Below are 12,963 nucleotides of genomic sequence, written 5' to 3'. Positions count from 1 at the left end.
TTTACTCTGGATGGTCTCCCGGTTCGTGTGATCCGCGTCGGCATCCGGCCGATCGCGGGCTCGCCTGAACGGCAGGCGGCCCCGCACCCCTTCTTCTCCCAGGGCGCGGGGCCGTTCCACGGGTGCTACGCGGAAACGAATCGAAGCAGGTTCGAGCCGCTCGGTTCGCCCGGGTGGGTCGCGACGGTGATGGAGTCGACCGTCGTACCGTCCATTTCGACAAGTTCGAGGGCACTGCCGCCGTTCGCCGTCAGCAGGAGCATCCCGTCGACGTCGAAGGTCAACGCGGTTCCCGCCCGCTCGTCCGTTTCCTCGAAGGTCAGGACGAACTTCCCGGTGGTGAGGTCGATGATCCCCAGGCAGACGTTCATGCGGTCCAGGCCGGGGCCGACCGGGTCCACTCCGCCGTAATGGATGCACGCCAGGGAACCGTCGCGGGAGACCGCGGTCAACTCGCCGAGGACGGCACCCTGATCTCGCATGAAGTCGCCGACGGGGGTCGTCGTCGTTCCCGTCGAGTCGTGGCGCATGACCTCCAGGTCCGTTGCGCCACCGGTGATCCAGTACAGGATGTCGCCACCGTCGGGATCGGCCGCGACCTGCGTGTCGCAGCCGCCCTCGTCCAGTGGGGTCTCCTCGTTCGTCGCGATGTCGATGACGCCGTAGCGGGCGCCGGTCGCGTCGGGTCCGTGATCGACGTAGACGCGTTGCCCGTCGACGCTCCACACTGGTGTGGAGCAGATGCCCGCGCCGGCGTACTCGCCCAGCTCGGTGACGTCCCCGGTCTCCGTGTCGCGGAGCTTGATCGCGCCGCCGTCCTGCTCCCCGTCGAGGTAGGTGACCTTCGATCCGTCGGGCGACACCGCCGCCGTGTGGTAGTAGAGGCCGTCCTTTGTGAAGACCACGGTGCTGGTCTCGTCTCCGGCGGTGAATCGGTACAGGCTCTCGCCCTCCGGGCCCTGACGGAAACCGGAGTCGTACAGGGTGCCGTTCAGCGCGTCGGTCGACGGCCCGGCGGGCGATGTCGACAGTGGCGTGTCCTCGGCACCGGCGAGCCCGGCGGCACCGGCGACGCCGCCGACGGCGACGATGACGGCCGCCGAGCCGGCGATCGCCGCGCGGCGGAACCGCAGTCGTCGAGATTCGGTGAGGACGCCGTCGTACAGGTCCGGCGCGGTCGCTTCGGAGGCGAGCGCGGCGAGGTCGTCGTGAATATGGTCTTCGTTCGTCATGCGAAACTCCTTGCGTAGAGCTCGGTGAGGTTCGGCTCGTGACGGCGGAGGACGCCGAGCGCCTTGGCGGTCTGGCTCTTGACCGTCCCTTCGCTACAGCCGAGCGTCTCGGCCGTGTCCTTGACGCTGCGATCCTCGTAGAAGCGCAGCACCAGGACGGTGCGTTGTTTGACGGTGAGCCGCGCCAGGGCGCGGCGGAGGACGTCCCGCCGTTCCAGTTCGTGCGCGTGGTCGTCGCCGGGTGTCCGCGGTTCGGGTAGCTGCTCGGGGTAGTACTCGGTGACGCGCGGCTTGCGCCACCAGGACACCTGGAGGTGGTACATGGCGCGGCGGGTGTACGCCTCGGCGTTTCCCAGCCTCTCCACTCGACGCCACGCGCGGTGGGTCCGCGCGAGCGCCGACTGGACGAGGTCCTCGGCCAGGTGCTGGTCTCCAGTGAGCAGATACGCCGACCGAATCAACGCCGGACTCCGCGCGCGCACGAACGCCGCGAACTCTCGTGTCGAGTCTGTCGTCATTGGGTGGTTCCTTCCGACCGGTCTGCCCTCGTAAACGCGGCTTTCGCGCGTGGGGTTGCCGTTCGGGCCGATCGGTTCCGCCGTCGGTGGGCGCGGGCGGCTCCAGGCGCTACGGCAGTCCGATGAGGATGAATCGGGACGACAGGTCGGACAGGATCGGCGACAGGGCCTTCAGCGTCCGGGCGCGGTCGCCGCCGCCGTCGTGCATGAGCACGATGTCGCCGGCCTCGACGTCACCGACGACCTGTTTGTTGATCTGGGTGGCCTTGCGTTCGGAGTTCCAGTCGCTCGGATCGACGGACCAGTGCACGGGCGCCATGCCGAGCTTCTCCGAGACGGAGATGACGCGTTTCGTCCACTCTCCTCCCGGCTGCCGGAAGTATCCGATGCGCGCGTCGGGAACGGCGGCACGGATCGCCGCGTTGGTGCGCTTCAGGTTCTTCGCGATCGCGGCGCGGCTCTGCTTTCCGAGATCGAACTCGTGATTCCAACTGTGGTTGCACAGGGTGTGTCCATCCGCGACGATCTCGCGGATCAGCTCGGGGTACTGCCGGGCTTGGCGCCCGATGACGCAGAACGTCGCCGTGACACCAGATTCGCGCAGTTTCGCGAGCACCTTCGGGGTCCAGACGGGGTGTGGGCCGTCGTCGAAGGTCAGGGCCACCGCCTCGGAGCCGGTGACGTCGACGCTGCCGTAGGGGCCGCCCCTGGTCGCGTCGTCGATGACGGGCGGATCGACGGTCGGGCTCGGTGACGGGGATGGGGACGGGCCGGGGCTCCGCGAGGGTTCGTCGGGGGTTTCGGAGACGCCCGGTCGGACGACCGCGCCCTGCTGCGGTGAACCGAGCAGACCGGGCGTCGCGCCGATCGCGTAGCCGCCCCCGGCCAGGAAGACCAGGCTCAGAAGGACACCGACCACGACAACCGTTCGACGCATGGTGTCAAATCTAGACGGTCACCATCACCGTGTGTTCTTCTAGTAACGCGCTATGGGACTTCGACCACGAAAGCACCCGTGTCGACGGCGGTCCAGCGATGATGGTGACGGTCGGCCGATCCTAGTGACTGTGCCGATCACCTCAGCTCGCGATTCCGGCTCACCGGCTGTGACCAGGTGCCATTATCGTTGGCCAGTTGACCGGCCTTGAGGGGTCGAAGCCGAGCGGACCAATGGGAGAGTCCTTCGTGCTCTATAAGGCATTGCAGTTGACCGTGGTACCCGCGATGCGGGCCGCCTGGCGCCCGACTATCGAAGGTACCCAGCACATTCCGGAGTCCGGTCCGGTGATCTTGGCATGCAATCACCTGTCCGTGGCCGACCACTACTTTCTCGCGTTGACGACGAAGCGACACATCGCGACGATGGCGAAGATCGAGTACTTCCAGCGTTCGGGCGTCAAGGGCCGACTGATCGGCGCGACCGTCCGGGCTCTCGACCAGGTCGCGGTCGACCGTTCCGGTGGACGCAAGAGCGCGATGGCCCTCGGGCCGAGCGAGCAGGTGCTCCGGGACGGCCGCGTCTTCGCGATCTTCCCGGAGGGCACCCGCAGCCCCGATGGCCTGCTGCACCGGGGGAAGACGGGCGTCGCCCGGCTCGCGCTGGCGACCGGCGCTCCGGTCGTCCCGATCGGTATGACCGGGACGGAAAAGGTACTCCCTTTCGGAGCGACGGTCCCCCGCCTGGCGAAGGTGGAGGTGCGTGTCGGTGAGCCGCTCGAGTTCAGTCGTTATGAGGGCATGGAGAACAACCGGGTGACGTTGCGCGCCGTCACCGACCAGATCATGTACGCGATCGGCGAGCTGTCCGGTCAGGAGTACGTCGACACCTACGCGCGGCGCCGCCCCGTGAAGAAGGACGAGAAGAAAGACGACTGACCCGCGGGACGTTCACCGCCGCGCGATCCAGTCGTCAGCGGAGCGCCGTGCGAGCAGGACCACCGCGATGACCGCTGCGACGGCGGCGAGTATCGGCACGTACACGTACAGGGCGGTCTGGATCGACGAGAACGTGCCCACGATGTGGATCGGATGCACGACCGTCTGGTAGAGGAAGTCGACGAGAGCCAGCGCCCCTCCCCAGGCGACCGTTCCGGCGGTCGCGAAGCCGAGCACCTGTCCTACTCGGCTGCCTCCCAGCACCAGGACGCCCGCGACGATCGCGCCCGCGGCGACGGCCAAGTCCTTCAGCATGTAGACCGCGACGGACCTGACGAGCTGCGGCCCATTGGACACCGCCGTGCCGAAGACCACCAACTCCAGGCCGGCCACGACGAACAACGCGGCGACGGCCGCCGTGATGTCGGACGGGCGAGTCGAACGGGTGATGATCGCCGACGGCGGGCCCACGTGGGTGAGGCGGGGCGGTTCGGACGGTGACGAATGCGGGGTACTCATGGGAAGACACGGTAACGGCACCGGACACCCTCCCCGGGCCGCATCGGGTCGAGTGACCGCCGCGAACGTGGATATCAAGGGACACAAGGATTCCACGCGCCGAACNTTCGGCTNGGTGGGGCGACGAACGCGACCGCGAGGCGATGCACCGGCAGGANGAANGACCCACCAAGCCGAAATCCCCAGCTCACGGCGATTCAACAATGTCCTACCAACGATCTAGTCGTCGAGCCTGTCGACGACCTGGACGTGGTCGGGCGCGTACCGGGCCACCTCCGACAGGATCGTCCGCGGGTCGTGATGGAAGTCGGTGAGTCGCACGGCGACGTCGAAGCCCGAAGCCCGCCCCTCCGTCGACCTGTTCGCCTCCCGGAGGACGGCCTGATCGGCGAAGCGGGGTCGGTCGCCGCTGTGTCGACCCATGTAGTCGTCACACGCGATGAGGAGGTATCCGTCACCGGCTCCGCGATCGGGCACCGTCACCGCCGCGACCTCCTCGACGTGAACCCACGGCAGCAGCAACGTTCGGTAGGACGCCGGTCGCACCATCACTCCGTAGTGGTTGACGGCCAACTGCGGCGGTCGCACGACCGTCACCATCGCGGACGCGACGCCGAGCGAGGCGATGAGCGCGACGAAGCCGGTCGCGCCGGCGGCGGGGTTCGCGGCGCCCGAGTCGAGCGTCGAGGGTTCGCCGGTGAACAGGATCGCGGTCATTCCCGTCACGACCGACCACAACGCCGCGAATGCCGCCAACCGCACGACGGCGCGGCGGGGCAGTCGCCGTCGCAACACCACCCATTCGGCGGCGCCCTCGCGGCGCGTTCGTTTCGTCATGTCTCACCCTCGATGTCCAACGGACGGGCCCCGGCGACGGCGACATCGGTCACCCCCGTCGGCCCCGCGCCCGACGGTCGCCGTGTTCCCGCCTCACCGGTGAGCCGGTGCGCGGCACGGATCCGAGCACGCCATCCGACGATCTCCACCCGGTCGGGTACCACCCTCGCGCGCGCCTCGCACGACTGGAGGTGACGAGGCAACCCCTAGACTAAGCAGGCACGAGCCTGATACGCAAGGAGCCCGATAGGAGCCCACCCGTGGTATTGCCAGCCGATCACGACGACCCGATGCGGGCGACCCTGGCGCTCATGGCACCCGGCACCGCGCTCCGGGACGGCCTGGAACGGATCCTGCGCGGGAACACCGGGGCGCTGATCGTGCTCGGGTACGACAAGGTCGTCGAGTCGATCTGCACGGGCGGTTTCACCCTGGACGTCGAGTTCTCGGCGACCCGCCTCCGCGAACTGTGCAAGATGGACGGAGCGGTGGTGCTGGCGAACGACGGGGCGCGTATCGTCCGCGCGGCCGTCCACATGATGCCCGACCCCACGATCCCCAGCGAGGAGTCCGGAACCCGGCACCGCACCGCCGAGCGCGTCGCGAAGCAGACCGGCTGCCCCGTCATCTCCGTGAGCCAGTCCATGCACATCATCGGCCTGTACGTCAACGGTCATCGCCACGTCCTCGACGAGTCCGCCGCGATCCTGTCGCGCGCCAATCAGGCCCTGGCGACGTTGGAGCGGTACAAGTCCCGGCTCGACGAGGTCGCCGGAACCCTGTCGGCGCTGGAGATCGAGGACCTCGTGACGATGCGCGACGCGATGGTCGTGGTGCAGCGCATGGAGATGGTGCGCCGCATCGCCGACGAGGTCGAGGGCTACGTCATCGAGCTCGGTACGGACGGTCGATTGCTGGCCCTGCAACTGGACGAACTCATGGCCGGGGTCGACGCCGACCGCACCCTGATCGTCCGCGACTACCTCCCGGCCGACGCCGACCGCGAGAAACTGCAAGCGGCGCTGCGATCCCTCGACGCCCTGACGTCGGGCGAGATGCTCGACCTCGCGGCCGTCGCCCGCGCCCTCGGTCACAGTGGAGGATCGGAGACCCTGGATCTGTCGATCAGCCCCCGCGGTTTCCGGTTGCTCGGCCGCGTTCCCCGGCTGCCCGGCGCCGTCGTCGATCGGATCGTCGAGCACTTCGGCTCCCTGCAACGGCTTCTCGGCGCGACGGTGGACGACCTCCAGGCCGTCGACGGCGTCGGTGACACCCGCGCCCGCGGCGTCAGAGAGGGCCTGTCCCGACTCGCCGAAGTGTCGATACTGGAGCGTTACGTCTAGCGCCCGTCCCGCCGTGTCAGATCGCGCCTCCGACGAGGCCGCATGCGCGAACGGCGCCGCCCGAGTTCGGGCGGCGCCGTTCAACCTGTGTGGGATCAGGTCCCGGGACGATGCCCGAAGATGTGCAGAACCGTTCCGACGTCGAGCAGCTCGTACAACTTGACCGCGTCGTCGTGCAGCAGGTTGACGCAGCCGTGCGATCCGAACGAGTCGTGCAGGTACGTCGTCGTCTCGTGCAGGCCCTGCCCCATGTAGAAGTGCTGCCAGTACGGCAACCACACCTTGTAGGGCACGGACCATTCCCGCTCGGCGCGATTGGCGATGGGGAGCTTGCCGGTCTGCGTGGCGTAGCCGGCCATGCCCGTGCGGACGACCGTCGGCCCGAAGACGCGCTCGCCGTCGGCGTCGACGACCCACAGGGTCTGATGCGTGAGGTCGACACAGACGACGAGGTCGTCGCCGGGGTCGCAGGACAGGAAGTCGGTGTCGCGGATGCGCTCGGCGACGGACCGCGTCAGATCACCCGCGTATCCGTTGGCGGGCTGGATGCCCATGTCCTTCTGGAACTTCTTGATCGCCTTGCAGTCTTCTTTGGACTGATCGCCGTCGACGAAGATCTCGCCGTAGCCGCCGATGATCGACAGCATCCGCTCGACCTCGAGCTGTTCCTCCCCGGTGTCGCCGCACTTGTGCTTGGTGGTCGGGACTCGGCCGGGGTCCGGGTCCGCCTCGGGTTCGGGCTCGGTCTTCTCGGGTTCGGCCGTCTTCTCCACCGGCGGCGGGGACGCGGTGTCGGCGTCGGGCGCGGACGCGTACGCGTACACACCGGCGCTGGCGGCGAGAACCGCCGCGACGGCGGCGACGGATACGGCAAGTGAACGCCGGATACGCATCGGCGGGGGGGCCTTCCACTCGGCGGGAAAAGGATGTGTAGACACAGACGCGTCGAATGACACCGCAGGTTGTCATCGATGCGTAATCGTTACGCTGTTTCACTGGCGAAACTATGGACACTTACGCCGCTTCCATTGTCTCCCATCACTTCACATGTTTAATCCCCCATCCGTGCCACCTTCCGCAGCGTGCGGGCCATCTTCAGTGGACCCCTGGCGCCGGACTGGCGCGGCACATGGACGCACCCGCGAACTCGGGTCATAATCGAGGTTTGATCACACCGCCCGCAGGCTCCCCGCGTGCCGAGCGGTCGCCCGTCCACCAACTCCCTGGCAAGGGACGGGACCACCACGGCAGCTCGGAGGTACGCGTGTCCTGTTTGATCGTTCAAAGCGACAAGACGCTGCTGCTCGAGACGGGCCATCCGCAGGCCGACGAGTGCCGTCTGGCGATCGCCCCGTTCGCCGAACTCGAGCGCGCCCCCGAACACATTCACACCTATCGACTCACACCGCTTGGCCTCTGGAACGCCCGCGCGGCCGGGCACGACGCCGAGTCCGTCGTCAACGCCCTCCTCACGTACGCCCGTTTCCCGGTGCCGCACGCGCTGCTGCTCGACATCACCGAGACGATGGACCGCTACGGTCGGCTTCGCCTCATCAAGCACCCCGCTCACGGCCTCGTCCTGGAGTCGAGCGACCCGGCCGTCCTGGCGGAGGTCGCTCGTAGTCGAAAGCTCGCCGGAATGCTCGGAGCCGCGATCGGCGACGACACCGTCGTCGTCCACGCGAGTGAACGAGGACGTCTCAAACAGGCGCTGTTGAAGCTCGGCTGGCCGGCCGAGGATCTCGCCGGGTACGTCGACGGCGAATCACACCCGATCACCCTGGCCGAGGACGGCTGGACGTTGCGGCCCTATCAGCGGCAGGCGGTCGACGGCTTCTGGTCGGGCGGTTCGGGTGTCGTCGTGTTGCCGTGCGGCGCGGGGAAGACGTTGGTCGCCGCGGGAGCGATGGCGCGGGCGTCGTCTACGACGCTGATCCTCGTCACCAACACCGTCTCGGTGCACCAATGGCGCCGGGAACTGTTGGCGCGCACGAGTCTCACCGAGGACGAGATCGGCGAGTACTCCGGTGAGCGCAAGGAGATCCGGCCCGTCACGATCGCCACGTACCAGGTGTTGACGTCTCGCAGCGGCGGCGAGTTCCGACACCTGGACCTGTTCTCCGCGCGCGACTGGGGGCTCGTCGTCTACGACGAGGTGCATCTGCTGCCCGCCCCGATCTTCCGTTTCAGCGCCGATCTACAGGCGCGGCGGCGTCTCGGTTTGACGGCGACGCTCGTGCGGGAGGACGGCCGGGAGGCGGACGTGTTCTCCTTGATCGGCCCGAAGCGCTTCGACGCCCCCTGGCGGGACATCGAGGCTCAGGGCTGGATCGCCCCCGCGCGCTGTACCGAGGTGCGGGTGAGCCTCAGCGATGACGAGCGGATGAAGTACGCCGTGTCGGAGGAGACCGAGCGTTATCGGATCGCCGCCACCATGGATAGCAAGATCCCGGTGGTGCGGGATCTGGTGGCGCGGCACGCGGGCGAGCGAACGCTCGTCATCGGCGCGTATCTGGAGCAGCTGGAAGCCCTGTCGACGGCGTTGGACGCGCCCCTCGTGCAGGGATCGACGCGGACGAAGCGCCGCGAGGAGCTGTTCGAGGCGTTCCGTCAGGGTGAACTGACGACCCTCATCGTATCGAGGGTTGGAAACTTCTCTATCGATCTGCCGGAGGCGAGTGTCGCGGTCCAGGTGTCGGGCACCTTCAGCTCGCGCCAGGAGGAGGCACAGCGGCTGGGGCGGATTCTCCGACCGAAGGCGGACGGACGCACGGCGCATTTCTACACGGTCGTCTCGCGGGACACCGTCGACACCGACTACGCGGCGCATCGGCAACGCTTCCTCGCCGAGCAGGGCTACAGTTACACCATTATGGACGCCGACGACGTGGCGGCCTGAGGTCCGACTCCGAGCTCATCACGGCACATTGGACTTACCCGTCGGTACAATCGTCGACGTCGTCCGCTCGCGCCCGTCCGGATCGCCGGGTGGACATGGGAAAACGTTCGCCAGTACGGGAACCCGTACAAACCCGTAGCCGCCCTGAATACTTTTCGCGTTTTTCCGCCTCCGCTACGGATATGTATCGAACTGTGTCTTTATTTGATGTCGTTGTGGCTCTAAGGTGTTCACATGCTGTAAATCCCCGCGACGGGGTGCGAACGGTCGCCCCCGTTCGGACCGAAAGGACGATACGTGGAAATTGACGAATACCGCGTGAGAGGCGCGGGCGGCAAGGTGCGCCGCGTCGGTGACGACGCGCAGCAGTACCTGGAGCAGGCCGTGCCCAAGCTCAGCAGTGGCTTGCAGTGCAACAACTGCCTGTCATCGGTCTCGACGCTGCGCCAAGTGGTGCAGCACTTGGAGACCCGGGCTCGTGGCCTCGCGGCGACGTCGCAGACCCTCGGCGACAACCTGGTGCAGGCCGCGGCCAACCACGGCACCAACGACGTCCAGCAGGGTCGCAACATCACGGCGTTCAGCCCCGAGATCAGCCGAGTCGGAGGTAACTGACCGTGGTGGACTTCAAGGAACTGCGTGAAGTCGTCATCGATCCGCTGATCGAATTCGCCGACCACGCCCGCAAGGTCGCCACCGAACTCGAGCAGTTCGGTACCGAGACCGACATTCAGAAGAAAATCCTGTCCGCAGTGTGGGCCGGTATGGACGCGATCGCCGCGATCAACGCGCTCACCGGACACACCAGCGAGTACACCCGCACCTCCCACCACTTCAAAGAAGTCGACACGATCGTCACCAACCTGGCGAACCGTCTGAAGTGGGCCAAGGAGATGCTGGAATCCGTCATCAGCATGGCGCCGTCCATCCCCGGCGTCATCAACCAGGACGGCTCCATCAAGGTCAACTACGCCGCACTCGGTCCCAACCCGGCACAGGCCGAGATCACCGCGGCTGAGAATCGGGCAAAGCAGGTCCAGGCCTACATTCGCCAGGCCCTGCAGGTCGCGACCGAAGCGGACCAGACCGCCCAATCCCAGCTCGCGCAGATCATGGGCGGCACCGACACGGCCAACCGCACCATGTCGACCACCAGCGGCGAAGACGGAACACCCGGTGAAGGTAAGCCCGGCGAGGGTGAGCCCGGAACCGGCGAGCCCGGCGAGGGTAAGCCCGGCGAGGGCGACCCCGGAACCGGTCAGCCCGGCGACGGGAAGCCCGGCTCGGGTGAGCCCGGAACCGGTCAGCCTGGCGACGGTAAGCCCGGCGAGGGTGAGCCCGGAGGCAAGCCCGGCGACGGTAAGCCCGGCGAGGGTGACCCGGAGCGTTCGAAGACCCAGAAGATCGGCGACGCCCTCAACTCCATCGGCGAGCTCCTCTCCGGCGGTGACGGCAACGCCTCTGGCGACCGTTCGCTGCTCGAGAAGATCGGTGACGTCATGGAGGGCGCCGGTGAGGCGCTCGGTGGCGACGGTGACCGCAACGTCTTCCAGCTCATCGGTGACGTACTGACCGGCGTTGGCGACGCGCTCGAGGGTGACTCCGGAGCGGGTGACCCCGGAACCGGTGACCCGGGAACGGGTGACCCGGGAACCGGTGACCCCGGAACCGGTGACCCGGGAACCGGTGACCCCGGCACTGGCGACCCCGGAACCGGTGACCCGGGAACGGGTGACCCCGGAACGGGTGACCCCGGAACGGGTGACCCCGGAACGGGTGACCCCGGAACGGGTGACCCCGGCACTGGAGACCCGGGAACCGGTGACCCCGGAACGGGCAACCCCGGCGAGGGTGACCCGGGCAACGGAAGCCCTGGTGGCAACCCCGGTGAGGGTGACCCGGGAACGGGCAACCCCGGTGAGGGTGACCCCGGAACCGGCGACCCCGGAACCGGTGACCCGGGAACGGGTAACCCCGGCGAGGGCGACCCCGGCGCGGGTGACGGTGACGGTGATGGCGATGGCGACGGTGAAGACGACGGCGACGGCGACGGGGGCCCGGTCGGGATCCCCGAGCCCATCCCCGGATTCAACGCCGCTCAGATGGCCAACGCGGTGTCGATCATCGAAGCCGGTGAGGCTCTCGGTATCAGCGAGCGCGGCCAGGCGATCGCGATCGCGACCGCGCTGCAGGAGAGCACCCTGCGGAACCTCGCCAACGACTCGGTGCCGGCCTCGCTCGACATCCCGAACGAGGGTGTCGGCAGCGACCACGACTCCGTCGGTCTGTTCCAGCAGCGTTCGCGCTGGTGGGGCCCGATCGAGGAGCTCATGGACCCGACGACCTCCGCGACGAAGTTCTACGAGGCGCTTGAGCGAGTTCCGAACTGGGAGAACATGGAGCTGACGGACGCGGCGGCGACCGTCCAGCGCCCGGCCGAGGAATACCGCGGCGAGTACGCCAAGTGGGAAGACGAGGCGTACGCGATTCTTCGCGCTCGCAACGGCAACTGACCTGGAGATCCTGTTACACGGCGCGGNTGTGGTGTCCGGACACCACAGCCGCGCCGTCCGAAGCTCCCGCACACGGCTCACGTGTGCGGGAGCTTCTTTTGACACCTGTGCCCCGCACGCTTGAGGACGCTCGAACGGTGCCGTCCCGGCATCGCCGATTAGATTCACCCCAGTGGACTGTCCTACAGCGTCAGTCGATAGTGAACGTTTGGAATGATCCCGAACGCCGCCAACGCGATCAGGGCGATCACGACCGCGAGGATCACCCAGCTTCCGGGGTGCGCCATGTTGGTCGTCCAACCGGCGCCCACTCGTCGGTGAACGAGGAACGCCGGGTCGTCACGGTTGAAGTAGACGTTGCCCGCGAGGTGCCAGTACCGATCGTCATCGTGCTGGGTGCGTTGGGGCGCGGCGTCGGCCGGTTCATCGCCGTCCACCGCGGGCAGGCGATGCCCGGCGTCGCCGACGGTGAAGACGAGGACGAGCCATCCCGCGGCGACGACGACCATCGGGACGATCGCCACGATCGTCCACAGGGGCGTATCGGGGATCACGGCCCAGAGGTTCAGCGCCACGAGCATCAGACTGAGGCTTCCGCCGATCGCCGTGGTGAACAGGGTCGTGTAGACGGCGCGAAGGTAGAGCCGGTAGCGACGGGCGGAGGCGATCGGCCTCGCGGCGTCGAGGTCGGGCCGCGACCGCCGAACTCCCAGGACGACCAGGAGGATGACGGCGGCGAGGACCAGCTGCACGATGACCGGGCCGAACGCGGTCCACGGCGTGGTCGGCACCGATTCGCCGCCGGGGTAGACGAGCGGCCTCGGCAGTTCGCCGTAGCGCAGCCCGCCGAGCACCACCGTCAGCGCGATGACGGCGAGAGCGCCGATGAGGCCCCATCGCGGAACCGGCACCGGGTCGGTGCGAAGCGTCGTGTCCGTGACGACGGCCTGGCGCGTGTCGGCGTACCACCGTTGACTCTGTTTCGCCGTGCTGATCGCCCGGTGTGCGAGGCCCATGAGCACGAGGTCCGCGAGGACGCACGCGGTCGTCACCACCGCGCCGACGACCATCGCGTCCGCCAGCGGGCTTCCGGCGACGAGCGCGATCGAGCCGATCGCGCCGACGGCGAGGACACTGCCGCCGTACCGACGGCGTTGCCTCGCCACGACGGGGTCCCGCTCCCGATCGTGGGGGACGCGCACTCCGAACGGCGTGCCGGGGCGGGAC

12 protein-coding genes are annotated in these 12,963 nt (G+C 67.9%); 5 read left to right on the top strand and 7 right to left on the bottom strand.

The annotated features are described in order from the left end of the window. Nucleotides 1–125 precede the first annotated feature (125 nt). From ACM9NP_RS13625 to ACM9NP_RS13615, 3 genes are all read right to left on the bottom strand, one after another. Nucleotides 126–1,232: a TolB family protein gene (locus ACM9NP_RS13625; protein ID WP_415647044.1), complete on the bottom strand. Its 1,107-nt coding sequence runs from the start codon at nucleotides 1,230–1,232 to the stop codon at nucleotides 126–128. Next, the gene (locus ACM9NP_RS13620) at nucleotides 1,229–1,750 is read right to left on the bottom strand and encodes a SigE family RNA polymerase sigma factor (RefSeq protein WP_415647043.1); all 522 of its coding nucleotides are present in this window, start codon (nucleotides 1,748–1,750) and stop codon (nucleotides 1,229–1,231) included. The genes ACM9NP_RS13625 and ACM9NP_RS13620 overlap by 4 nt, the downstream gene beginning before the upstream one ends. A gap of 109 nt (nucleotides 1,751–1,859) precedes the next feature. Next, complete coding sequence (locus ACM9NP_RS13615; protein WP_415647042.1) at nucleotides 1,860–2,687, bottom strand: polysaccharide deacetylase family protein; 828 nt, start codon at nucleotides 2,685–2,687, stop codon at nucleotides 1,860–1,862. Nucleotides 2,688–2,884: 197 nt separating this feature from the next. On the opposite strand from ACM9NP_RS13615, the gene ACM9NP_RS13610 reads away from it, so the two are divergent. Then, entirely contained in the window at nucleotides 2,885–3,625 is a 741-nt protein-coding gene (locus tag ACM9NP_RS13610) for a lysophospholipid acyltransferase family protein (RefSeq protein WP_415647041.1), read from the top strand. Nucleotides 3,626–3,637: 12 nt separating this feature from the next. Here ACM9NP_RS13610 and ACM9NP_RS13605 read toward each other — a convergent pair whose 3' ends face one another. Both ACM9NP_RS13605 and ACM9NP_RS13600 read right to left on the bottom strand, forming a co-directional pair. After that, nucleotides 3,638–4,144: a hypothetical protein gene (locus ACM9NP_RS13605; protein WP_415647040.1), complete on the bottom strand. Its 507-nt coding sequence runs from the start codon at nucleotides 4,142–4,144 to the stop codon at nucleotides 3,638–3,640. A 219-nt stretch (nucleotides 4,145–4,363) separates the two neighbouring features. After that, nucleotides 4,364–4,981 carry a hypothetical protein gene (locus ACM9NP_RS13600; protein ID WP_415647039.1) on the bottom strand — a complete coding sequence of 206 codons (618 nt, stop codon included), beginning with the start codon at nucleotides 4,979–4,981 and terminating at the stop codon, nucleotides 4,364–4,366. A gap of 290 nt (nucleotides 4,982–5,271) precedes the next feature. Between ACM9NP_RS13600 and disA the strand changes: the two genes are divergently transcribed. After that, nucleotides 5,272–6,324, top strand: a complete 1,053-nt coding sequence (gene disA, locus ACM9NP_RS13595; protein WP_415647106.1) for a DNA integrity scanning diadenylate cyclase DisA — start codon at nucleotides 5,272–5,274, stop codon at nucleotides 6,322–6,324. A 95-nt stretch (nucleotides 6,325–6,419) separates the two neighbouring features. Here the strand turns inward: disA and ACM9NP_RS13590 are convergent, their stop codons facing one another. Beyond that, the gene (locus ACM9NP_RS13590) at nucleotides 6,420–7,217 is read right to left on the bottom strand and encodes a L,D-transpeptidase family protein (RefSeq protein WP_415647038.1); all 798 of its coding nucleotides are present in this window, start codon (nucleotides 7,215–7,217) and stop codon (nucleotides 6,420–6,422) included. 371 nt (nucleotides 7,218–7,588) lie between these two features. On the opposite strand from ACM9NP_RS13590, the gene ACM9NP_RS13585 reads away from it, so the two are divergent. The 3 genes from ACM9NP_RS13585 (at nucleotide 7,589) to ACM9NP_RS13575 (ending at nucleotide 11,736) form a co-directional block, all read left to right on the top strand. Next, nucleotides 7,589–9,223: a DNA repair helicase XPB gene (locus tag ACM9NP_RS13585; RefSeq protein WP_415647037.1), complete on the top strand. Its 1,635-nt coding sequence runs from the start codon at nucleotides 7,589–7,591 to the stop codon at nucleotides 9,221–9,223. Between the two features lie 297 nt (nucleotides 9,224–9,520). Next, the gene (locus ACM9NP_RS13580; protein WP_415647036.1) at nucleotides 9,521–9,838 is read left to right on the top strand and encodes a hypothetical protein; all 318 of its coding nucleotides are present in this window, start codon (nucleotides 9,521–9,523) and stop codon (nucleotides 9,836–9,838) included. A gap of 2 nt (nucleotides 9,839–9,840) precedes the next feature. Further along, a complete protein-coding gene (locus tag ACM9NP_RS13575; protein ID WP_415647035.1) occupies nucleotides 9,841–11,736 on the top strand; it encodes a hypothetical protein in 1,896 nt (631 codons plus the stop codon). Between the two features lie 182 nt (nucleotides 11,737–11,918). On the opposite strand, the gene ACM9NP_RS13570 is transcribed toward ACM9NP_RS13575, so the two are convergent. Then, nucleotides 11,919–12,963, bottom strand: a 1,045-nt coding sequence (locus ACM9NP_RS13570) for a DUF1648 domain-containing protein (RefSeq protein ID WP_415647034.1), incomplete at its 5' end; no start/stop codon positions are given.

The organism is Stackebrandtia soli (assembly GCF_965137155.1).
GTDB lineage: Bacteria > Actinomycetota > Actinomycetes > Mycobacteriales > Micromonosporaceae > Stackebrandtia > Stackebrandtia soli.
The sequence above is the reverse complement of the archived record's forward strand: the minus strand, read 5'-3'. Positions and strand labels throughout refer to the sequence as shown.

Coding starts and splice junctions, on each gene's coding strand:
- ACM9NP_RS13625 (WP_415647044.1), bottom strand. CDS start 1,232: ATGACGAACGAAGACCATATTCACGACGACCTCGCCGCGCTCGCCTCC.
- ACM9NP_RS13620 (WP_415647043.1), bottom strand. CDS start 1,750: ATGACGACAGACTCGACACGAGAGTTCGCGGCGTTCGTGCGCGCGCGG.
- ACM9NP_RS13615 (WP_415647042.1), bottom strand. CDS start 2,687: ATGCGTCGAACGGTTGTCGTGGTCGGTGTCCTTCTGAGCCTGGTCTTC.
- ACM9NP_RS13605 (WP_415647040.1), bottom strand. CDS start 4,144: ATGAGTACCCCGCATTCGTCACCGTCCGAACCGCCCCGCCTCACCCAC.
- ACM9NP_RS13600 (WP_415647039.1), bottom strand. CDS start 4,981: ATGACGAAACGAACGCGCCGCGAGGGCGCCGCCGAATGGGTGGTGTTG.
- disA (WP_415647106.1), top strand. CDS start 5,272: ATGCGGGCGACCCTGGCGCTCATGGCACCCGGCACCGCGCTCCGGGAC.
- ACM9NP_RS13590 (WP_415647038.1), bottom strand. CDS start 7,217: ATGCGTATCCGGCGTTCACTTGCCGTATCCGTCGCCGCCGTCGCGGCG.